Origin of the sequence: Pseudoalteromonas espejiana DSM 9414 (assembly GCF_002221525.1) — a bacterium.
GTDB classification, from domain to species: Bacteria; Pseudomonadota; Gammaproteobacteria; order Enterobacterales; family Alteromonadaceae; genus Pseudoalteromonas; species Pseudoalteromonas espejiana.
The window spans coordinates 1,468,435-1,491,079 of the sequence record NZ_CP011028.1; the positions used below are offsets into that span (position 1 = coordinate 1,468,435).

Here is a 22,645-nt window from a genome sequence, read left to right on the forward strand (position 1 = left end):
AACCACCTGCTAACTCGCTGATTTATTAGTGCCAATTTACCGATTGCGCTACCCCTATAAATGAAAATATCTTAAACTGGTTTTACTTCAAGTAAGGACTCCAGTCGTATGCTCAATATTATTCAATCAAACCGTATGGAAGCGCTGCAAGCACAGTTTAATCAGCTGTTAAAAGTAAATCCGTTGCAAAGCCCATTCGATAAAGAAGTGGTATTAGTGCAATCGCCCGGTATGTCGCAGTGGCTAAAAATTGGTTTAAGTGAAGACTTAGGGCTTGCCGCTCAGGTTGATTTTCCGCTGCCCTCAAGTTTTATTTGGCAGTTGTATCAACAGCTATTGCCAAATGTACCTAAAGAGTCGGCCTTTAATAAGCCAAACCTTGCTTGGAAACTATTTGCAATACTGCCAAGCTGTATTGATGAGCCACTTTATTTGCCATTAAAAACCTATTTAGAGGGCGATATAGACGGGCAAAAAACGTTTGCGCTGTGCGAAAAAATTGCCGATGTGTACGACCAATATTTAATGTACCGCCCACATTGGATTGCCACTTGGGATAGCGGCAAAGATGAACTTGATGATGTAGACGTAAGTATTGCCCCGTGGCAACCCGATTTATGGCGAAAGCTGGTGGCGCACAGTAAAGTGCTTGGGCAAAGCCAGTTTCATCGTGCCAATATGCAAGGGCAGTTACTGGCTGCACTTGAAACTATGGATAACAGTTTATTGCCTAAGCGTATTAGCTTATTTGGTATATCGGCCATTGCCAGCTCACAACTTGAAGTGTTTGAGGCATTAAGCAAAAAAACCGAAGTGTTTTTATTTTTTTTCAACCCCAGTGAGCATTATTGGGGCGATATTGTAGATGAAAAAACCGCTGCAAAAATAGCAGCAAAATACGCCAAAATGCCGCTTTTAGAAGCACAGCAAAAAAAACAAACCAACCCCGATGAAGAGTATTACTTTATTGGCAATCCGCTTTTATCATCGTGGGGTAAATTAGGGCGCGACTATTTTGAGCAACTTGTGCAACTTGATGCCCGTTGGATAGATGGCTTTATTGATGCCTTTGACGACACATTACTTGGCCAAGTACAAAGTGAAATTTACCAACTTGCGTTTAAAGGGGAGTCCCTGACCGATAATAAAGAATGGTTTATAAACGATAAAGGCAAACTACTAATAAGTGAAAACGACACCAGTATAACGCTCAGTGATTGCCATACTCCCCTTAGAGAAGTAGAGCGTCTGCACGATTATTTGCTTAATTTGTTTAATCAAAACCCTGCGCTTACCCCCAAAGACATTATCGTTATGATGCCCGATGTTGGCACGTACAGCCCGTATATTGAAGCCGTTTTTGGCGGGGCGCAAAACACCAGCCGTTTTATTCCTTACGCGCTTGCCGATTTAGCCATAGAGCAAGAAAAGCCAGTACTGAGCTCGTTTGCAAGTTTGGCTAATTTACCGTTTTCGCGCTTTGGCGTATCAGATATTCTCGATTTACTGCAAGTGACGCAAATTGCCGAAAAATTTGGCCTTGAAGCGCACGAGTACGAGCAAATTCAATATTGGCTTGAACGCGTTGGCGTAAAATGGGGCATAAATGCTGAACATAAAAGTAGCTTTGACTTACCGGCAATCGATTTAAATACCTGGCAGCATGGGCTTAATCGTTTATTGCTAGGCATAGCGCAGCGAGATGAACAATGCCCGTTTAACGGTATATACAGTGCAGATGAAGTAGAAGGCATGGCGCTAGAAACGCTTAATAAGTTGGTGCACTTTATTGATGTGCTACAAACTTATAAAGAACACTTAACCCCTGATGACACTCTTAGTAATAAGGCGGCTATTTTATCTGAACTAATTGGCGCGTTGTACCACAACGACGGCGACGAAAGCTGGGACTTGCTGATACTACAAAAGGTACTTGAGGAGCTGCAAAAGCATGACGAGAACGGCGATTACAGCCAAGCTGTTTCGCAGCGTATTGTTAGTTACTTAATAAAACAAGGCATTCAAGAAAAAGGCGTAGGACAGCGGTTTTTAGTCGGCCAGGTTAATTTTTGTACGCTTATGCCCATGCGCGCCGTGCCATTTAAAGTAGTGTGTATGCTAGGTTTAAATGATGCTGACTACCCGCGTACCGTGCAACCTATTGGTTTTGATTTAGTGCCGTATTCTAAAAAACAAAAAGGTGACCGTTCACGTAAATTAGACGACCGTTACTTATTTTTAGAAGCGCTACTTAGTGCCCGCGAAAATTTATACATGAGCTATATTGGCCGCTCGTGTTTTGATAACCAACCGCGTATGCCATCAACCTTAGTCAGTGAGCTTTTAGAATATATAGGGCGCAGTTTTACGTTACCTAAAAACAGCATTAACACCTTGCCAGCGTGTTTAATTAACCAACAACACTTACAGCCCTTTAATAGCACTTATTATGCAAAAAGCGATCAGCAAAATAGTGCGCTCAATAACCACAGTTATAACCCAATTTGGCTGCCAAGCGAGACAATTTTACCGCAGCCGCTAAGCGCTATTGATGTAGCAGCCCCAGAGCAACTTGAGCTTGATGTATTTATTCGTAGCGTGTGTAACGCACAAGAGAGCTTTTACCAGCAAACGTTAGGCTTACGCCTGCCCGAATTTAACGAAATAGCAAAAGATGAAGAACCCTTTAGCCTAGATGCGCTGCGCCGCTACTTTTATTTAGATGAAATACTCGAGGCAAACATTAACGAGCAACCACTAAGCACCGAGCAAATACTACAACGTGGTGAGTTGCCACAAGCTAATGTTGGTAATTTAGTGTTTGAAAGCATGGAGCACCGCGTTGATGCCCTTGCAGGGCAAGTAAAAGAGCATATAAAAAGCGGAAAAACCGAGCCAGTTGAGGTCTCGCTGCATATACAAGGCACCACAATTGAGGGGTGGCTTAATCATATTTACTTGCAAAAACAAGTGTTTTACCGCAGTGCCAGTATAAAAGCTAAAGATTTAATTAAAGGCTTTATCTACCACCTTGTAGCGCAAAGCATGGGGCAAAATGTAGAAACCTTATTACTGGGTCTCGACAAGCAAATTAGCTTTGCACCGCTGAGTAAAAGTGATGCAGATAAACACCTTAATGAGTGGTTTGAGCTATACCAAGCGCTGCGTAAAGAGCCCGTGGCGTTTTTTCCGGTAAGTGGCTACGAATATGTAAAAAGCGGCGGTGACATTGGCAAAGCCATTAGCAAGTTTAGCCCACAATATATTGGGCGTGGCGAAGGCGAAAACCCGTATATTCGCTTAACAGTGCAATCGCTCAGCGACTGCCAAGACGAATTTATAAAGTGGAGCGATAAGTTACTTGCACCATTGTTTGAACACGCAAAGGAGAGTGACCATGCAAGCGCTTAACCCACTAACTATGCCACTAACCGGGCAAAGCTTAATAGAAGCCAGCGCCGGTACTGGTAAAACCTATACTATAACAGGCCTTTACTTGCGCTATTTATTAGGGATGCAAATAGAAGGTGAGCTAAATACGCCATTAAGTGTTGAGCAAATATTGGTGGTGACATTTACCGATGCCGCCACGCAAGAAATTAAAGACCGAGTACGCAGCCGAATTATTGCTGCGCGCGATGCACTACTTGGCCAAAACCCAAAAGATGAGTTAATCGAAGGTGTAATAGCCGCAGTGGATGATAAACACCGCGCCTTTGATTTACTTGATGCCGCAGCTAAATCGATGGATGAGGCTGCCATATTTACCATTCATGGTTTTTGTCAGCGAATGTTAAAACAACATGCGTTTGAATCGGGGGTGGCATTTAATCTTGAATTTATTTTGGATGAGCGCGACATACTGCTCGAAACCATAAAAGATTTTTGGCGTGCATTTGTATACCCGCTCAATAAAGAGCGCACCGATGCGATTTTAGAGGTGTTTGCCGCCCCTGAGTCGTTATTCAGCCAAGTAAGTAGTGTGCTTAATAAAGCTAATGCGCATATTACACCGCAGGTAAACCTAGATGATGTATGGCAAGCCCGTGATGAATACATTAATAAAATACCTGCCTTTAAAAAGGCGATATTAGATCAAGAATTTATTGCCGCGCTTAAAGGCTCTGGCTTAAGTGGCTCAAAAACACCAGGTAGAAAGGGCAGCCTTGCAGCACTTGAAGCCTTTTGTGTAGGGGACGACTTATTTTTTCAATTTGGTACTAGCAAATATTCGTTTGAGGTATGGAGCAGCGAAAACTTAAGTGATGCGGCTAATTATAAAAAAAATCAGCCATTATTTACACACCCATTACTGAGCCAGTTTGATGAACTTACCGCCCTTAACAACACCATAAACCAAGGGCTTAAAATTGCCATAGTGCAAACCGCGGCTAAATGGGTAAAAAAAGCCATTGTTAAGCGCAAGCAAGAACAAAGCGTGATCACCCCAGATGACTTACTCACTAATTTATACAGCGCACTTAACAACGAGCAAGGTGATGCACTAGCGCAAAAAATAGCGCAGTTATTCCCTGTCGCTATGATAGATGAGTTCCAAGATACCGATCCGATTCAGTATGGTATTTTTAGTAAAATATACGGCCAAGCAAACACCACGCTTGCCATGATAGGCGACCCTAAACAGGCAATTTATGGCTTTAGGGGGGCTGATATTTTTACCTACATTGGCGCAAAAGAGGCGGTACAAACAGAGCAACAATTTACGCTTGGTACTAATTTTCGCTCAAGCACCGATATAGTAAATAGTGTAAATAGTATATTTGGTAAACACGCAAACAGCTTTATTTATAACGACGCCATACCGTTTAACGCAGTGGCTGCAAAAGGTAAAAAGGCAGAAGACTCTTTTTTAATAGATGGTAAACCGGCTACTGCATTTGAATTTAATGTATTTGTAGATGAAGCCGCTGATGAAAAAAACAAACCGACCAGCAAAGGAGTAGGGCAAGGCCATTTAGCCAGCTATTTTGCAAATAAAATAGTGACCCTGCTTGAGCAAGCCGAGCAAGGGCGAGCGTGTATAGGTGAGCAAGCGGTCAGTGCTGCCGATATTTGTATATTAGTGCGCGACCGTGTTGAAGCACAAATAATGAAAAAAGCCCTCAGCAATGCCAATATTGCCAGTGTGTATTTATCGCGCGAGAGTGTATTTAACCAAGAGCTCAGCCATCACTTACTTAATTTTTTAACCGCGCTGCATGGGCAATATAACGAATCGTTATTACGCGGCGTATTAGCAGGGCCCTTATTTTGTTTAAGTTATAACGAAATTTACGCCCTTGCTGATGATGAAAATAAATGGCAAGAACATCTAAACTTTTTTGCACAGCTTAGTCATATTTGGCACAAACAAGGTGCTATGGCCATGCTTGAGCGCCTATTAAGTCATAATCAACTTAGCGCTAAATGGCAGGGGCTGGGTTATAACGTAGAGCGTTGGCTAACCGACTTTAGGCACCTAGGCGAAATACTTCAGCAAAAACAAATAGAGCTTGAAGGTACGTTACGTTTACTGCGCTGGTTTGCACAAAAGGTAAGTCAACAAGATGGTGAAACCGTACAAGTACGCCTAGAAAGCGATGCCAACTTAGTTAAAATTGTAACAATGCACGCATCAAAAGGGCTTGAATACCCGCTGGTGTTTATGCCCTTTGCAAGTGGCTATCGCGAAACCAAAGAGGCGCTTTATCATGACAAAGGTAAATTGGTTTACGATTTAAGTAAAAATGAAGACGCAATGCAAAAAGCAGAGCAAGAGCGCCTTGCAGAAGATTTACGATTACTGTATGTAGCCCTTACTCGGGCAGTGCATTTTTGCTCGTTAGGCGTTTATAACTTAGGACAAGGACAAAGTAGCCGCTTAGCAATTCAAAGCAGTGCGCTTGGCCATGTTTTATTTTCGGGGCTTGAGCTTAGTAGTAGCCAAATATGGCGCACGCATTTAAGTGAATTTTGTAACGAACATACCTCAATGGTGTATCAGCAATTTACAGCTGAGCAATTAGCACAGCAAGGGCAATTAAGTCTTAATAGCGCATTGCCACAAGGCCAAACGTTAACAGTTAATACAGTAACAGCCAATATAGAGCGAGATTGGCGAGCCACCAGCTTTAGTGCGCTGAGCTTTAAAAAGCACACCGACCATATAGAGCCTGGACGCAGTGATGAAGATCACGAAAAAGATGAGTTTGCCAATACGCAAGATGAAATCCCGTCACCGTATAGTTTTCCAAAAGGGGCTAAACCAGGTAGCTGCTTACACGAAATTTTTGAGCAAATTGATTTTACCAGTGCGCTTGAACACCCGACCAACCAAGAGCAAAATTTATCAGAGGTGGTTAAACACGCGCTTGATAAATTCCATATAAGCGAGAGCTGGCAAGGTGTAACCGAGCAGTGGGTACTTGATGCGCTGCATTGCCCGCTCGATAATCATGGACTCAGCCTAAGCCAATTAGCTCCCAGTGATTGCCTAGTTGAGATGGAATTTAATTTACCGCTTAGTAGCTTAAGTGCGCCAAAGCTTAACGAAGTGCTGGTTAAACATTTTGGTTTTAGCCATCGTGCGCTTGAATTTAACCACGTTAAAGGGCTTTTAAAAGGCTTTATAGATTTAATCTTTTGCTACCAAGGCAAATATTATATTTTAGATTACAAATCTAATTACTTAGGCAACACACCGAGCGACTATGAAAGCGAGCAGCTAGAGCAAGCGATGAGCAGCCATCAGTACCATTTGCAGTATTTAATTTATACTGTTGCACTGCATAGGTTATTAAAACAGCGTGTTGCTGATTACTCAATAGAGACCCATTTAGGTGGCGTTTACTACACCTTTTTACGAGGTATGCCGGCTGGTAAAGGGGTGTATTTTAAAAAACTGACCTCGGAGCAAGTAAATATATTAAATGGCTTATTTAGCCAAGGAGCCATGCTATGAGCGACTACCCGCAGCAACAAAGCTTATTTGATGAGCCATCAGCGCCACTGTATCCTTTAAATACCATTGAGCTACTTGATTATTTACTTGAACAAAACCGCATTAGAATGGTGGATGTAAAACTTGCGAGTATGCTTTGCGATAACCAGCAAAAGGAGGTGTTTTATATCGTATTACTGCTGTGTTTGGCTCAGCAAAGCCAACATAGCTGTTTAACATTACGTGAGGTAGATTGGCAAAACCCGTTTAATTTACGCCAAAGCGACTTTACTAAAAATGAAGGCAACATCCCAACAACTGCCAGCCCTTTTAATGAAGGCTTTTGTGCTACCGATGCACTTAACTTATTAGCTAATCATAATAGTGTAGGGCCTAGCAAGCCGCTCCAATTATTTAATGAACGGCTTTATTTTTCGCGCCTTGCTGATTACGAAAATACCCTTGCAACGCGTTTACTTGCAATGAGTGAGCGCCAGTTAAATATAAATACAACACTGCTCAGTGAGCTTCTTAGCGAATACTTCCCAGCCAATCCCGCAATAGACACCGATTGGCAAAAAGTAGCTTGTGCTATTGCCGCAACAAAGGGCTTTAGTGTGATCACCGGCGGGCCAGGCACAGGAAAAACAACCACAGTCACTAAGCTATTGGCTATTTTACAATCTCTTTATAAAACGGCGCCGTTAAGTATTAAGCTTGTGGCACCTACAGGTAAAGCGGCTGCTAGGCTAAGTGAGTCAATATTAGGAGCTAAAGATAAGCTCTCTGTGATATCTGAAGATTTAAAAGCCTTGATCCCCGATAGCGCGCAAACAATTCACCGCTTATTAGGGGTTAAGCCATTTACCAATAAATTTAAGCACAATAGCGCCAACCCTCTGCACTTAGATGTGCTGATAATAGATGAAGCCAGCATGGTCGATTTATCGCTCATGGCTAAATTAATAGAGGCATTACCAGCACATGCGCGGCTTATATTATTGGGCGATAAAGACCAACTTGCCTCGGTAGATACCGGCAGTGTAATGAGCGATTTATGCCAAGGTTTAACACTTGGAAAAACACCAAGCTACTCAAAAGCGCGGTGCGATGAGCTCAATGCTTTATGTTTTAATAACACGCCTAAATTAGTGGCCAGTACTCATAGCGACTTTAAACTTGCTGATTGCATTGCGTTTTTGCAGCACAGTTATCGGTTTGATGCACAAAGTGGTATTGGTCAACTTGCCCTTGCAGTTAACACCAACAACAGTGGTGTTTTAAAATTTGTAGAGCAAGAAAGTATTGAGGGGCGCTTTAACGATGTGATTTTAGATTACGACTTTGTAGCTAAACCGATTGAAAAGCTTGTTAAAAATGCCGCGACTCACTACGCACACTACTTAAACTTAATTACCCAAGGAGCAAGTGTTGCACAAGTGCATGAAGCGTTCACTCAATACCAATTACTTGCAGCAGTACGCGAGGGTGATTACGGCGTAAATAGCTTAAATAGCCGAATTGAACGCGCCTTAGGGCAACAAGGTTTAATATCGGTGAGCCCTAATCAGCGCCATTACATTGGTATGCCTATTATGGTGAGCCAAAACGATTACCAGCTTAAACTTTTTAATGGAGATATAGGCATTTTAATGCTTGATGCCAGCGGGCAATTAAAAGCGTTATTTATTGACGAACAAGGCAATGAAAGAGCGTTTTCGCCTGCGCGTTTACCCGCACACGATAAAGTGTATGTAATGACTATACATAAATCGCAAGGCTCAGAGTTTAGCTACACAGCCATGGTACTACCGCCTTTAAAACAAGCCAGTATGGGTATAAATCGCCAATTAGTGTACACCGGTATAACCCGCGCTAAAAACACCTTTGAGCTGGTGGCCGATAAAAAAGTGTTGCAGTTGGCCATGAATAAAAGCGTATCAAGAGCCTCTGGTTTGTATGAAAGGTTAAAACACTAATTAGTGTTTATAATCAAATCTTTGTAATTAATCGCTTTTAAAAAACCTAATGTATTTTTACCTTAGGTTTTTTAACTCCACATTTTCACTCGTTTATTAAATCCATTCATAAACATGTAAAATAATTTCAGATATTGCAATTATTATAGCTGTAACCCACTGATTAATTTATAAGTAAAAAGCTGCTGGTTAATACTTGATAATAAATTGTTGCATTTTTAAGCGTTGTTCCTAATACTGGTCAATGCATGTGCGCTTGCATATGCATAAATGAATACCTTAAGTCATGCCTTTGGCATAAAAATAACACACATGAATATTTTAAGGATTTATATGAACAACAATAAACGCACACACATGCTTAAATACTTACTTTGCGCTGGTTTAGCCGCGTTAATGAGTTTTTCTGCAGCGAGTAAAGATCACAAAATTATACTCATTCACGGCTTACAAGTGTCACAAATAACCAATAAATCGGGCAGTGATGTCGTAAATGACGGCGAAACTTATTGGCAAACATACTGGAATAATCGGGCCGATGAGCGCATTGATTGGCCAGCGTATGAGCGAATTGAAGGCAAAATTGCAACCGATTGGGTATGGCCTAAATTAAAGCAAATGTCGCGTTCTAACTTATGTGCTGATGGCTGTGTGTTAGTTACACATTCAACAGGAGATTTAGTTGCTCGCCATATTATTGATAACCAAGCTAACTGGCTTGAAAACGCAGGCCTTGAGCCACTTAATATTGTCGCTACCTTTGATTTAGCGGGGGCTGGTGGTGGTAGCGAACTGGCTGATATTGCTGTAAGTGCATTAACTGGCGCAGCATGGAACTTTGCAGTAGATGCTGCACTCAAATGGTGGCTAGGCAGTGATGTGACTGAAGCCGTTGGTGTTTTACATGATTTAAAAGTAAATAACGCACGTAAAATATCGCCATTTCCTGATGCACGCACTCCACGCTTGCGTTTTATAGCTGATGGCAATGCATACCTAGGTTTAACAGGCGGGTTTTTAAAAGGCAATGATGATTCAGTAGTGGCTTCGCACTCATCGTGTGGTGCAAGTACGGCCAAATCGTTTGGTAGTTGTAGTAGCAGTATTGATACTAATGGGCAGTTAAAGTCGCAAGGCGACGCGGTTAAAAGCTTTATGCCACACCATTACCCAATGATGATGAGTGATAGCTACAGCCATAACGAAATTCACAACGCTCAGCGCAAAGGTAACGTCACCATAGCAATGAATAACATTAATGTTGATGGCCAAAATGTAGGCTTTAATACGTTTGATGAAACAACGGGTAGTTGGTTTTGGAAAAAACAATACCGTTATATTAAGGACTCAAATAACAATAGTGCGTCGGCACTTATATACAATGTGATCCCTTAATAGTCCCAACACTTTTAACATCATTACGTAGCAGCTAATGCTAAGCGTAATGAAAGCCGCGTGTGGTAACTGTTGTTTGTTACTACACGCTTATAAAGGATTTATTTAACATGAAAAAGTTTTACATTGGTGCTGCTTTAGTCAGTGTAGTAATGTTTTTATTGTGGTTTATTAATAAAAATGAAGTTAAAACACTCAAGCCGCCAGCAGCTTTAGTTGTTAAAAATGAATCTGACCTACAAAGCCCAGATAAAAATACCGTAATAACCATAAATGTACCAAAGCAAAAGCAATCTAAACCTAAGCCTATAAAAAAGTTTGATCAAAACTTAGCAAATGCCGCAGAGCATGTTGCTATGCAATACCAAAGTGCGCTTAAATTTCCGCCTTATTCTCAGCCATTGAGCCCGCTTGATGAAGACCGCTTAAAGCCAAATCAGTTTTACCCTGTTTCAAGCCCCATAGGTGAGTCGGGGAATGCATTAACCGTGAGCTTAGCGCAATACAGATTTGTATACCCTGAGGATATTACGCTTAATATTACTGCACAAAACCTAGGTAAAGTAAGTGTAGAGCTTGCAAATACCGATACAAAAGCAGAAATCAGTTCAAAAATATCGAGCGCAAACAACGATGCCGCATCAGTCACGTTTAAAGGCGATGAAAGTTACCCCCGAAACCTACAGCTTTTTGTTGAGGCAAACGTAGCAGGTAAAACCATTCCGGTGGTGGCGCAGATACAATATATGCCCCCAAGCGCTACGCTAATTGATTTTGATAATGCATACCCTCTAAACGACAATATGATAACCACTGCGCATTTAAAGGTAGCTAAAAGCGGCATGTACCGTGTGCGGGCTAATTTATATAGCGATACAACCCCATTAGCGCATTTAGTCGCAAAGAAAAAGCTTACAAAAGGGAGCCAAACGTTAGATTTAAAAGCGCATTGGTCAGTGTTACCTGAAGGTGTTACTAATATGCGTTTAAGTGATTTTGTTATTGAGCGCATGTCACCAAGCCCAGGCGAGCTAAATAGCTTTGGAAACACTGAAATTACTGAATTTGAAATAACCGACTTTGCTTACGATAGCCTGCAACAACTGCCGTATCAAGCTAATGAGCAAGAGCGCATGAGTTTAGAGTTTTTAAAAGGCCTAGCGAATGAGGGCGGGTAATAAATAGCTTAATTAAGCCGTTTGCCATACATGTAGGCAATAAAAAAGGGTTTTGAAAAACCCTTTTTTATTTATAAGCACTAGCTTAAATTGATGGTAACAACATCAGCGGGTTGCTGGGGTTCATCATCTTCGGTCACTGGTGCTTTAGGAATATCGGGCTTATCAAGGGCAATATCGCCGCCATCAATGACATCACCGGTTTTTAAGTTTTCAAAATCAAATAGCTCAGTATCAGCTAAGTGCGAAGGCACAACACTTTGCATTGCTGTAAAAATGCTTTCAATGCGACCAGGGTGATCTTTGTTCCACTGCGCTAACATATTTTTAGTATGTTTACGTTGCAGGTTTTCTTGAGAGCCACATAAGTTACACGGAATAATAGGGTAGCCTTGGCTAAACGCGTATTTGCTTATGTCGGCTTCTTTACAGTATGCCAATGGGCGAATAACCATGTGCTCACCGTTATCGCTCATTAATTTAGCGGGCATGCTTTTAAGTTTACCGCCGTAAAACATATTTAAAAATAGTGTTTCGATCATGTCATCGCGGTGGTGACCAAGCGCTATTTTAGTTGCGCCCATTTCTTTAGCAGTGCGATATAAAATACCACGGCGCAGGCGAGAACACAGCGAACACGTTGTTTTACCTTCAGGGATTATGTCGGTCACAATACTGTAGGTATCTTCTTCTACAATTTTGTACTCAATATCTTGTTTATCAAGGTACTCAGGTAAAACATGCTCTGGGAAACCTGGCTGTTTTTGATCGAGATTAACAACAAATAAATCAAAATTAATAGGTGCCACGCGCTTTAAATGCTTAAGCATATCAAGCATGGTGTAACTGTCTTTACCACCCGATAGACACACCATAATACGGTCGCCTTCTTCGATCATGTTAAAGTCCATGACGGCTTGGCCAGTAAGACGGCGTAAACGCTTTTGTAGCTTATTTAAGTTGTATTGAGCTTTGGCTTGAGCTGAGTGAGACACTACGCCCCCTTATAAAACAATGCGGCAAATTATTTGCTGAAAATAAAGGGGCGTATTATATACCCAAGTACTAGGGGTATTAAAGCGCTAGTTAAGGCTTTGTTTAACTTTTGGCAAGTGGGCTTACATAGCCATCGGGTTTTAATGCTAAAACATCGCAATCTAGGCTATCTATAACATGCTCGGCAGTATTGCCGACTAAGGCTGCGCTTAAACCGGTTCGCCCTACAGTGCCAATAACAACTAATTCACTGTTTAAGCGACTCGCAACATCAGGAATTACATCTTCAGGTAAGCCTTCTTCAATAAAGCATTGCTCGTTAGTTAAACTAAACTCGTTAGCCAGAGCATTAGTTGACTCTATATGATGTTTTTTAACTGATTCGTTGTAAAGCCCTGGGTTAAATTCTGGGATTTCAATGGCTATATTAATGGGTGTAGCTGGGTAAGCGTTGACCAAATTAAGCTTTGCATTGGCAAGCTCGCATAAAAACTGTGCATCTTTAATAATGCGCTTATTAAGTGCTACGTGTTCATCGTTTTCACTTACTGCATTAACCGCGGCTAAAATATTCCCATTTTCTGGCCATGCCATTTCTTTGACGAATAAAACAGGGGTAGGGCATTTACGTACTAAGTGCCAATCGGTTGGGGTAAATATTACAGACTTAAGTGCGCCATGTTGGTGGGTACTTTTTATAACTAGGTCGTAGTTTTGCTCTATAACAGTATTAATAATGGCTTCAAAGGGGCGATTGTGCCAAACAACTTCGGTGGTTATGTTTATGTCGGTATATGAGGAAATTAAATCTTTTAACCACATTTCTCTGTCGTTTATAACGGCTTTACGCATGGCTTCTCGCTCATCAAATGAGAGCATAGTGGTCATTTCGTAGGAAAAATCGTAAACAGTCATAAAGGCTGTGATACTTGCGCCAGATTTTTTTGCTAAATCAATCGAGCGAGCTAAACCGTGTTGGTCGTCTTTGGTAGGGTCAATAACGGCTAAAATACGTTTAATAGTGTTCATGTGCTACTCCATTTTTTTAACTTACTTTCAGTGTAACGTAAATACACAGCAGTTAAAGGGGTAGCACATAAATTGTTGTTCTAAATCAAAGTTACAGCGAGTGTTAGCTTAGCGAGGCTTAATAATTGCAGCGGCTTTTGCTAAACCATCACTTTCTAAAATAGTGATAAATTTGCCTTCTACTTTGATAAGTCCCGCTTTTTGAAAACGGCTTAGTAACCGGCTTATGGTTTCAACCGTTAAGCCTAAATAGTTACCTATTTCGCCGCGGGTCATAGTAAATCTAAACTCTTTACGTGAAAAACCACGCTCACCAAAGCGCTCAGAAAGGTTGTAAATAAAGCTTGCTAGGCGCTCTTCTGCTGATTTTTTATTTAGCAGTAATAGCATTTCTTGATCGTAGGTAATTTCGCTGCTCATTAAGCGCATAATTTGCTGGCGCAGTTTAGGTAACTTACCTGCAAGTTCGTCAAGGGTATCAAATGGGATTTCACACACCATTGAGGTTTCTAGCGCCTGAGAAAAGCTTTGGTGCGCCATTTTGCTAATAGCATCAAAGCCCACTAAATCGCCCGCAAGGTGAAACCCCGTAATTTGCTCATCGCCTTGCTCAGACAATGTATAAGATTTAAATGACCCAGAGCGTACAGCATAAATTGCGTTAAGCGGGGCGCCAGATTCAAATAAATAATCGCCTTTATGGAGTGGTTTTTTTCGCTCAATGATTTCGTCAAGTTTATCCATTTCTTGGCCATTTAACGAAAACGGCAAACACAACTGGCTAATACTGCAGTTATTACAGCTAATAGCACAGTTACTTTTAGCGCGACTTTGAGAGAAATCCATAATTTAATCCGTTTTAATTTTTATAAACTGAGGCAAATAAACCATAAGGCTTAATAGTCTAAAGATTAATGTACTAGTTTGTCGGTGGCAATAATCAATAGGTAGATACCATACCAAATAATAATACTGCCTAACACAATGCGCGTCCATGGATGGTTAATTATACTGTTAAGTTTTTGAGCACTAAGCCCAACAGTAATCATCGCCGGAAAAGTACCAAGCGCAAAACATAACATTACAATTGCGCCATCAAAGGCACTTGGGCTGGTCATCGCCCAGGTAAGTGCTGAATAAACTAAACCACAGGGGAGCCAGCCCCATAAAGCCCCATAACCAAGTGCTTTAACTGGGCTGTTTATTGGCATTAAATACTTATTAAACTTAACCAAGTGTTGCCAAATAAGAGTTTTACCTATTTTTTCGAGCCACTGCAGCGTAGGGCCAAGGCGCATTATATACACACCTACTAGCAACATAAAAATGCCCGCAATAAAAGAAAGCGACATTGAAATAGCGGTATTTTGTTTAGCAAACTCACTACTAATCCCCGCAACAAGAGCGCCGGCAAGCATATAACTTAATGCTCGGCCTATATTGTAAGCGAATGAATAGGTGAACGTTTTACGTTTGTCACTGGCAAGTTGTAACGAACTGGCAATACCTCCGCACATGGCAAGGCAGTGGCCACTACCAATTAGGCCCATTAAAAAAGCACTAATAAAAAGAGGGTCAATCATTACTTTTGTTATGTTGCTCTTTGTCGTCTTCAAACAAAATACTGTGACCTTGTTTGTTTAAATCAGAAAATTGTTCACTTTTAACAGCCCAAAAAAACACACCTATGGCAATAATGACGAACAATATAGCAATGGGGATCAAAATATAAATTATGCTCATAACTTTAAAAGCCTTAATGAGTTGCTAATTACAATAATTGAGCTGGCAGACATGCCAATAACCGCCATCCACGGGGCTACAAGGCCCAGAGCTGCAAGCGGTAATATTGAAGCATTGTACAACAAAGACAAGGTTAGGTTTTGTTTAATAATACGCCGAGTTTGAATAGCCACATTTAATAGCTGATCAATGGAAGCTAAATCACTATTTAATAGCACTACGTCGGCGCTATTTTTTGATATATCAGCGCCGGTTTCCATGGCAATAGATAAATGAGCACTGGCAAATACAGGGCTGTCGTTAATGCCATCGCCGACCATTGCAACCACTTCATTTTGTGATGCCCATTGCTTGACTGCTGTTTGTTTATCTTTAGGTGATAAGCCCGACTTTACACTATCAAGTTTGAGCTGCTTTGCAATTTTTTGCCCCGCATCGGAGGAATCGCCTGTTAGCATATGGCAGCTTAAATTTTGCGACTGTAAAGAGCTAATCAGTTTTGTTGCATCAGGTTTAACTTTATCTAAAAAGTAAAAACGCGCTACTACGCGTTTGTTAATGTATAAGCTGGCTTGTGCATTTGTTTTTTTACTTTCAAACCATCCGCTTTTGCCTATGGCATAGTGGTTTTTATGATCCTGTGCGCTAATTCCCATACCTGGGTGTACTTCTATATTTTTAAGTCTAAGCTCAGCGTTAGCAAAGCCTGTAAAAGCACTCGCAATGGGGTGTTCAGAGTATCGCTCTAATTGTGCTGCAAGGTTAAGCACTTCTTCTTTAGAAAGGCTTTCATCAAGTATATCTACGGCATCTAAGCTAAATTTGCCTTGGGTAAGCGTGCCTGTTTTATCAAACGCAAATAATGTTAGTTTTGAAAGCGTTTCGAGTACGTGAGCTTGTTTTATCAATATGCCTTTACGAGTAAGTGTTGCCACAGCGCAAGTAAGGGCTGTAGGAATGGCTAAACTTAGTGCACATGGGCACGTGGCTACGAGTACCGAAATAGTGATCCAAAAGGCATGCTCTGGGTCTATTTGATACCAGCCAATAGCTGTAATAGAGGCAAATATAAGTAAGCAGGCAATAAACCATTGAGCAACTTTATCGGTTATCTCTACTAATTTAGGGCGCTTGGTTAACGCATTGTGTTGCAAGCGAATAATTTGATTTAAAAGCGTGTTTTGGCCAATTTTATTTATTTTTATTTCTATTACGCCGTCGTGATTAACACAGCCGGCATAAACATTGTGGCCTATAAATTTATTCACCGGCTCATGCTCACCGGTCATCATAGACTCATCAACAGTGGTTTTACCATTCACCAGCTCACCGTCGGCAGGGATAGTCTCGCCTGCTTTTATAAGTACTATATCGTTTAATTTTAGTTTTTTTGCAGCAATAATGTGCTCATTGTGGTTTTCATCAAGTGTGCGTGCAGTAAGAGGTAATAGCTTTTGTAAATTGGCAGTGAATTCGCTAGCTTTTAAGCGAGCTCTAAACTCAAGGTATTTACCCAGTAACAATAAAAAGGTAAACATACAAATGGATTCAAAATAAACCTCGCCCACTTGCATTAAGGTGGCGTAGCAACTTGCCCCATAGGCACCAAATATAGCCAACGAGACCGGTAAGTCCATGTTGAGTTGTTTGGCTTTTAAGCCATTAATGGCATTTGTTAAAAAGGGCAGGGCACTGTACAAAATAACGGGCGAGGCAAGTACTAAGCTTATCCACCTAAAATATTGCTCAAAGTTGTTATCCATCCCTGAGAACATGCCAAAATACATGGCAAAGGCAAACATCATCACTTGCATGGTCATCAGCCCAGCAACACCTAATCGGCGTATATAGGCTTTTGCTGTTTGTTGCTTTTGCTGGGCTTCGTCATCTGCTTGAAATGGGTAAGCTTTATAGCCAATTTTAGCCAATGCGGTAATAATTTCGCTCAGCGGAGTTTGGGTTTTATCCCATTGGATCATAGCGCGGTTAGTTGAGGTATTTACATCAACTCGTTTTACCGTTTTTAAACTAAGTAACTGCTTTTCGATAAGCCAAGCACAGGCTGCACACGTTATGCCTTCAACACTTAGTAACACTTCTGAAGTGTCGTCGGTTGTGGCTATAAACTCATCTTGTATATCTTCGTTGTCGTAGCTTTTTATAAACGCCAGTTGCTCTGGTACTAATTGCTCTACTTTACCAGCACGAACAGTGCGGTATTTGTAGTAGTCGGTCATGCCTTGATCAACAATGTTTTGTGCAACCGCTTGGCAGCCAATGCAACACATTGGCTGGGGCATGTTATCTATTGTTACGGTTGCGCTAAATCCATTTGGCACACTTTCAAGGCAATGAAAGCAAGAAACGCTCATATTTACTTACTACTTATAATTAGGGGTAACTAATAATGGCTCAGTGGTAGGCAGTGTAATGTTCTCTTTTAACTTCCAGCTGCCATCGACTGGTTCTAAAAATACTGAGTATGCACCAGGCGTGTAGTTATCTAAAAGTGCAGTAAACTCTTTGTTAGCGTTTGGCGTAAGTGTTGCTTCGAAGTCGTGGGCTTTAATAGTACGGTGATAAAACGACAGTTTTAATGCATGTACGTTACTAAAGTCACCTTTAATAAAGGCAAAACTTGCGCGTTCATTGGTTACATTGAGGTTGCCGTGTAAAAAAAGCGCTTTAGCTTTTTCAAACTTAGAAAGTTCTAAGTTAATAGCTTTGCCTTTTTTGTAGTAATCGTCCACTACCATATCTGGGCCATTGCCCACAGCTGTAATAATTAAGGTTATGCACCCAATAATGGCCGCTAGCGGGAAAAAGATTAAAAACCAAGGCCAAAAATTTTTATACCACGGAGTAGGTTGCATAGTTGCTCTAAAATTAGTTTAGGAGGGAGTATTTTATAGCAAATATTTGTAAAAGACTAAAAAAAAGCCTCACAGTGGAGGCTTTTTTGATCTGGATTAATCTATTGAAATAATAAGATTAATTATTAGTTAACGCGGTGTTTATTTATCTTGCGATAAACTATAAACGTATGCTGTTAACAAGTGAATTTTGTCTTCACCTAAAATGTCTTTCCATGCTGGCATTACACCTGCGCGGCCATGGTTAAGTGTTTCTTCAACAGCACGTTGAGAACCACCGTATAACCAAATGTTATCTGTTAGGTTAGGCGCGCCAAATGGTAAGTTGTGAGCAACAGAGCCCTTACCGTCAGCACCGTGACACGCGGCACACATTGCAAACTTAGCTGCACCAGCAGCTGCGTCTTTTTGGTTAACAGTACGACCCGATAAGCTAAGTACATGCGCTGTCATTTCTTTAACGCCTTGCTCACCAAGTGCTGCACTCCAAGAAGGCATTGCGGCTACTCGACCATAAAGAAGTGTTTCTTTAATTTTGTCTACAGAGCCACCGTATAACCAGTCTTTATCAGTTAGGTTAGGGAAGCCAGTACCACCACGAGCATCAGAACCATGACACTGTGCACAGTTTTGCGAAAATAAACGCTGACCAATTTCAAGCGCTAATTGACCATCTGTTTGCTCGTGCTTGTCGCCATTTTCAAGGGCAACTTGCTGCGCTGCATCACCTTCAAATTTAGATTCAACTAAATCTAAAACTGGTACTTGTGCAAGTTTGTTAAAAATAGGACCAAAACGCTCTTGTGCCGCTTCGTACTCTTTATCAAGTTTTACATAGCGGCCTTCTTCGGCTGCTTGCTTACTTGCTTCTTTAGACTCAGCTAAAGACGTAATACCTTGGTTAGAGCTTGTCCATTTACCTAAACCTTCCCAGTTACCTAAACCTGGGTAAGCCGCAAGGTAATATACAGACCAAACAAAAGTTGCGAAGAACATGTACGTCCACCATTTTGGTAGTGGATTGTTCAGTTCTGTAATGCCGTCATATTCATGTCCGCAGTCTTCACCTTCTTTAACGCCAGCATAGTTTTTAAGGTTCCAAACTAATAAGCTAAAAATGATGATTAAGCAGGCTAGGGTTAATACAATAACCCAAATACTCCAAAAGCTAGTCATTTTTCAGACTCCTTTTCCTCGTTAGAGAGTGTGTTGTTATGTTTTTTTTCATCTTCGAAAATGGCATTAGCGGCGTCATCAAAACGATTTTTGCTACGCTTGCTGTATGCCCATACAACAATCACAATAAACAATACTAAAATTACCAGAGTCAAAATGCCTCTGTATGTTCCGTAATCCATAATAATTACTTCAAGTGGGTGCCAAGTTGCTGTAAATACGCTATTAGGGCTTGCATTTCTGTTGCGCCTTCGCCGTTGTTCATAGCGTTAACTTTTTCAACATCTGCTTGAAGCTCTTCGTCGCTGCCATAACCTAAACCCGGGTGTTTTGGGTTTTCTGGGTTGATAGCAAAAGTATCACGGAAAATTTGTAGTTTTTTCAGAGTTAGGCTGGTATCAACCTTTGTCTCTGCTAACCAAGGAAAACCTGGCATGTTCGACTCAGGAACCACAGCACGTGGGTCAACTAAGTGAGCATAATGCCAATCGTCCGAGTAACGGTTACCTACACGTGCTAAGTCAGGACCAGTACGTTTAGAACCCCATTGGAAAGGGTGATCCCATACTGATTCGCCAGCTACAGAGTAGTGACCGTAACGCTCAACTTCGTCACGAAAAGGGCGAATCATTTGTGAGTGACAGTTGTAACAACCTTCACGTACGTAGATATCACGGCCTTCCATTTCAAGCGCGTTAAGCGGGCGCAGGCCTTCAACAGGCTTAGTTGTATCGTCTTGGAACATTAGCGGAGTAATTTCAACTAATGCACCAAAACTAATAGCAAAAACAGTCAGAATAGCCATTAGGCCAACGTTCTTTTCTACTATTTCATGTTTGTTTTGTGAATTTTTATTGCTCATCATCTCACTCCGTTATGCTAATTGTGCTTGCGCGTCTAACTTCAGTGATTCTTTTTCAGCTGAAATTGTACGGAAAACGTTATAAGCCATAACTAACATACCTGTTACGATGAATACACCGCCTACAAAGCGCATAATGTAGAAAGGATGCGATGCTTCTAAAGACTGAACAAAGCTGTACATTAATGTACCGTCAGAGTTAACTGCACGCCACATTAGACCTTGCATAACACCTGAGATCCACATTGCAACAATGTAAAGTACAACACCTACCGTGTGTAACCAGAAGTGGGTGTTAACCAATTTAACGCTGTACATACGACCTTGTGCGAATAACGCAGGGATAAGGTGGTAAATAGCACCAATTGAAATCATAGCAACCCAACCTAGTGCACCTGAGTGTACGTGGCCGATAGTCCAATCTGTGTAGTGAGATAAAGCGTTTACAGATTTAATTGCCATCATTGGGCCTTCAAACGTAGACATACCGTAGAAAGACAATGAAACAACTAAGAAACGAAGTACTGGGTCGGTGCGAAGCTTATGCCAAGCGCCTGAAAGCGTCATAATACCGTTAATCATACCACCCCAAGATGGAACGAATAAGATAATAGACATCACCATACCTAAACTTTGCGTCCAATCAGGTAGCGCAGTGTAATGAAGGTGGTGAGGACCTGCCCAAATGTATAATGAAATAAGTGCCCAAAAGTGAACAACCGATAAACGGTAAGAATAAACTGGGCGACCTGCTTGTTTTGGTACAAAGTAATACATCATACCTAAGAAACCAGCAGTTAGTAGGAAACCTACAGCGTTATGACCGTACCACCACTGAACCATTGCATCTACTGCACCTGCGTAGATAGAGTATGATTTAGTTAACGATACAGGCACTGCCATGCTGTTTACAATGTGAAGCACTGCAACAGTAATGATAAAGCCAGCGTAAAACCAGTTAGCAACGTATATATGAGATACTTTACGTTTGATCAGCGTACCAAAAAATACTACTGCGTAAACTATCCATACTACCGCGATTAAAATATCGATTGGCCACTCAAGCTCTGCATATTCTTTAGAGCTGGTAATACCTAGTGGTAGTGTGATTACGGCTAATACAATTACAAGCTGCCATCCCCAAAAAGAGAATGCGGCAAGTTTGTCTGAGAAAAGACGCGTTTGACAAGTACGTTGAACGACGTAATAAGACGTCGCAAAAAGTGCACTGGTACCAAATGCGAAAATTACTGCGTTCGTGTGTAACGGACGTAGTCGAGAGTATGTTAACCATGGTGTATCAAAGTTAAGTGCTGGCCAAGCTAATTGGGCAGCAATCAGAACCCCAATACTCATGCCAACGATGCCCCAAATCACTGTCATAATAGCGAATTGGCGTACAACTTTATAGTTATACTCAGTTTGTGATGCTACTGTTTGGCTCATTTTCTGGCTTCCGCTGCAATAAATGCGTTTAGAAATGAATTACCCACCGTTTAAAGTGGGGCCTACTATTTTCCCCAAGCGTGTTACCTAAAACGTTCAAAGCCTGAATGCTTCAGAAAACAAACTCGAGAAACCCTTATTTTTTGCGGGTGAAATGATAAATTTTTTGGCCTAAAAAAGATAGGTCAATTACATAAATTTATGACATCAATCAAAGTTTGTGAGTTTGTTGTTTAATTTTTGATACAGATTGTACCTATATTAACCAAACAGGTCACTGCCTATTGTTATTTCAAACCATGCTAATTAAGATTTGTTTTTATTTAGCGTGGACTTGTTATGCATATATATAGATTTACTTTGTTTTTGATGCTTATTTTTGTATTAACAGGGTGTGACAATGCTAATCAAATAAATCAAGAAGCCCTTCAAAAAAGTAATTGTGACGCAAACCAAGCGTGCATTTACAGCTCGGGTGTTAAAGTATGGTTAAGTAATGAGACCATCTCGCCAGAGACCCCGTTTAGTATTAACCTCGATTTACCAGAGCACCTGAAAATACAAAGCGCTAAGCTTGAAAGTATAACTATGTATATGGGTTTTATCCCTCAAAAGTTCACTAAGCACGAAAGTATTTATAAAAGTGAGACCATGGTAGGTATTTGCTCAGAAAAAAATATGCTGTGGCAATTAGTACTCAACTTAACTAACACGCAAACCGGCGAGCCGATCACCCACTTTTATAATTTTTATGTTACTTACTAAGCCATAAAACTAAGGTTTAATTAGCTGCACTTATAATTAGTAACCCTAAATTAATATTTAAACTTTAGGCCTATTATACTTAGCTTACTATTTGGTCCTTCTTGATTTTGGCACTCTTTAATTTCACTTAGCAAAAAATGAATAATCCTCACCATTAGTGTCTTTTAAACCACCCCCATCGTGTTAGATTTTATACAGTTAACCAAGCACCGTTAACTGTGCTTAAAAATATGCGCTTATTCATGTTTAAAAGTTCTTAGAAC

17 protein-coding genes are annotated in these 22,645 nt (G+C 40.9%); 6 read left to right on the forward strand and 11 right to left on the reverse strand.

Annotation, left to right across the window (positions count from 1 at the left end; translation table 11 throughout):
- The first annotated feature begins 108 nt into the window (after positions 1-108).
- The 5 genes from recC (at position 109) to PESP_RS06845 (ending at position 11,492) form a co-directional block, all read left to right on the forward strand.
- The gene (recC, locus tag PESP_RS06825) at positions 109-3,411 is read left to right on the forward strand and encodes an exodeoxyribonuclease V subunit gamma (RefSeq protein ID WP_089347345.1); all 3,303 of its coding nucleotides are present in this window, start codon (positions 109-111) and stop codon (positions 3,409-3,411) included.
- On the forward strand, positions 3,398-6,961 hold the full coding sequence (gene recB, locus PESP_RS06830; protein WP_089347346.1) for an exodeoxyribonuclease V subunit beta: 3,564 nt from the start codon (positions 3,398-3,400) through the stop codon (positions 6,959-6,961). The genes recC and recB overlap by 14 nt, the downstream gene beginning before the upstream one ends.
- A complete protein-coding gene (gene recD, locus PESP_RS06835) occupies positions 6,958-8,919 on the forward strand; it encodes an exodeoxyribonuclease V subunit alpha (RefSeq protein WP_089347347.1) in 1,962 nt (653 codons plus the stop codon). The genes recB and recD overlap by 4 nt, the downstream gene beginning before the upstream one ends.
- Positions 8,920-9,252: 333 nt before the next feature.
- Positions 9,253-10,314 carry a hypothetical protein gene (locus PESP_RS06840; RefSeq protein WP_089347348.1) on the forward strand — a complete coding sequence of 354 codons (1,062 nt, stop codon included), beginning with the start codon at positions 9,253-9,255 and terminating at the stop codon, positions 10,312-10,314.
- Between the two features lie 110 nt (positions 10,315-10,424).
- Positions 10,425-11,492 (forward strand): hypothetical protein, encoded by a 1,068-nt coding sequence (locus PESP_RS06845; protein ID WP_089347349.1) that lies wholly within the window; start codon positions 10,425-10,427, stop codon positions 11,490-11,492.
- A gap of 80 nt (positions 11,493-11,572) precedes the next feature.
- On the opposite strand, the gene ttcA is transcribed toward PESP_RS06845, so the two are convergent.
- From ttcA to ccoN, 11 genes are all read right to left on the reverse strand, one after another.
- Positions 11,573-12,487, reverse strand: coding sequence for a tRNA 2-thiocytidine(32) synthetase TtcA (ttcA, locus tag PESP_RS06850; protein ID WP_089347350.1), 915 nt, complete (start codon positions 12,485-12,487; stop codon positions 11,573-11,575).
- Positions 12,488-12,590: 103 nt separating this feature from the next.
- Positions 12,591-13,517 carry a universal stress protein UspE gene (gene uspE, locus PESP_RS06855; RefSeq protein WP_089347351.1) on the reverse strand — a complete coding sequence of 309 codons (927 nt, stop codon included), beginning with the start codon at positions 13,515-13,517 and terminating at the stop codon, positions 12,591-12,593.
- 108 nt (positions 13,518-13,625) lie between these two features.
- The gene (locus PESP_RS06860; RefSeq protein ID WP_089347352.1) at positions 13,626-14,363 is read right to left on the reverse strand and encodes an FNR family transcription factor; all 738 of its coding nucleotides are present in this window, start codon (positions 14,361-14,363) and stop codon (positions 13,626-13,628) included.
- A 65-nt stretch (positions 14,364-14,428) separates the two neighbouring features.
- Positions 14,429-15,100: a sulfite exporter TauE/SafE family protein gene (locus PESP_RS06865; protein ID WP_089347353.1), complete on the reverse strand. Its 672-nt coding sequence runs from the start codon at positions 15,098-15,100 to the stop codon at positions 14,429-14,431.
- Entirely contained in the window at positions 15,093-15,260 is a 168-nt protein-coding gene (gene ccoS / locus PESP_RS06870; protein WP_002963071.1) for a cbb3-type cytochrome oxidase assembly protein CcoS, read from the reverse strand. The genes PESP_RS06865 and ccoS overlap by 8 nt, the downstream gene beginning before the upstream one ends.
- Positions 15,257-17,632: a heavy metal translocating P-type ATPase gene (locus PESP_RS06875; protein ID WP_089347354.1), complete on the reverse strand. Its 2,376-nt coding sequence runs from the start codon at positions 17,630-17,632 to the stop codon at positions 15,257-15,259. Before PESP_RS06875 ends, ccoS begins: the two co-directional genes overlap by 4 nt.
- A 9-nt stretch (positions 17,633-17,641) precedes the next feature.
- The gene (locus PESP_RS06880) at positions 17,642-18,133 is read right to left on the reverse strand and encodes a FixH family protein (protein ID WP_089347355.1); all 492 of its coding nucleotides are present in this window, start codon (positions 18,131-18,133) and stop codon (positions 17,642-17,644) included.
- Between the two features lie 141 nt (positions 18,134-18,274).
- Positions 18,275-19,309 carry a cytochrome-c oxidase, cbb3-type subunit III gene (ccoP, locus tag PESP_RS06885; RefSeq protein WP_089347356.1) on the reverse strand — a complete coding sequence of 345 codons (1,035 nt, stop codon included), beginning with the start codon at positions 19,307-19,309 and terminating at the stop codon, positions 18,275-18,277.
- Positions 19,306-19,491: a CcoQ/FixQ family Cbb3-type cytochrome c oxidase assembly chaperone gene (locus PESP_RS06890; RefSeq protein ID WP_004588824.1), complete on the reverse strand. Its 186-nt coding sequence runs from the start codon at positions 19,489-19,491 to the stop codon at positions 19,306-19,308. The genes ccoP and PESP_RS06890 overlap by 4 nt, the downstream gene beginning before the upstream one ends.
- 5 nt (positions 19,492-19,496) lie before the next feature.
- Complete coding sequence (gene ccoO, locus PESP_RS06895) at positions 19,497-20,171, reverse strand: cytochrome-c oxidase, cbb3-type subunit II (RefSeq protein WP_064386484.1); 675 nt, start codon at positions 20,169-20,171, stop codon at positions 19,497-19,499.
- A gap of 12 nt (positions 20,172-20,183) precedes the next feature.
- Entirely contained in the window at positions 20,184-21,617 is a 1,434-nt protein-coding gene (ccoN, locus tag PESP_RS06900) for a cytochrome-c oxidase, cbb3-type subunit I (RefSeq protein ID WP_064386483.1), read from the reverse strand.
- A 339-nt stretch (positions 21,618-21,956) separates the two neighbouring features.
- Here ccoN and PESP_RS06905 point away from each other — a divergent pair, with 339 nt between their 5' ends.
- Entirely contained in the window at positions 21,957-22,382 is a 426-nt protein-coding gene (locus PESP_RS06905) for a hypothetical protein (RefSeq protein ID WP_089347357.1), read from the forward strand.
- Positions 22,383-22,645: the final 263 nt, after the last annotated feature.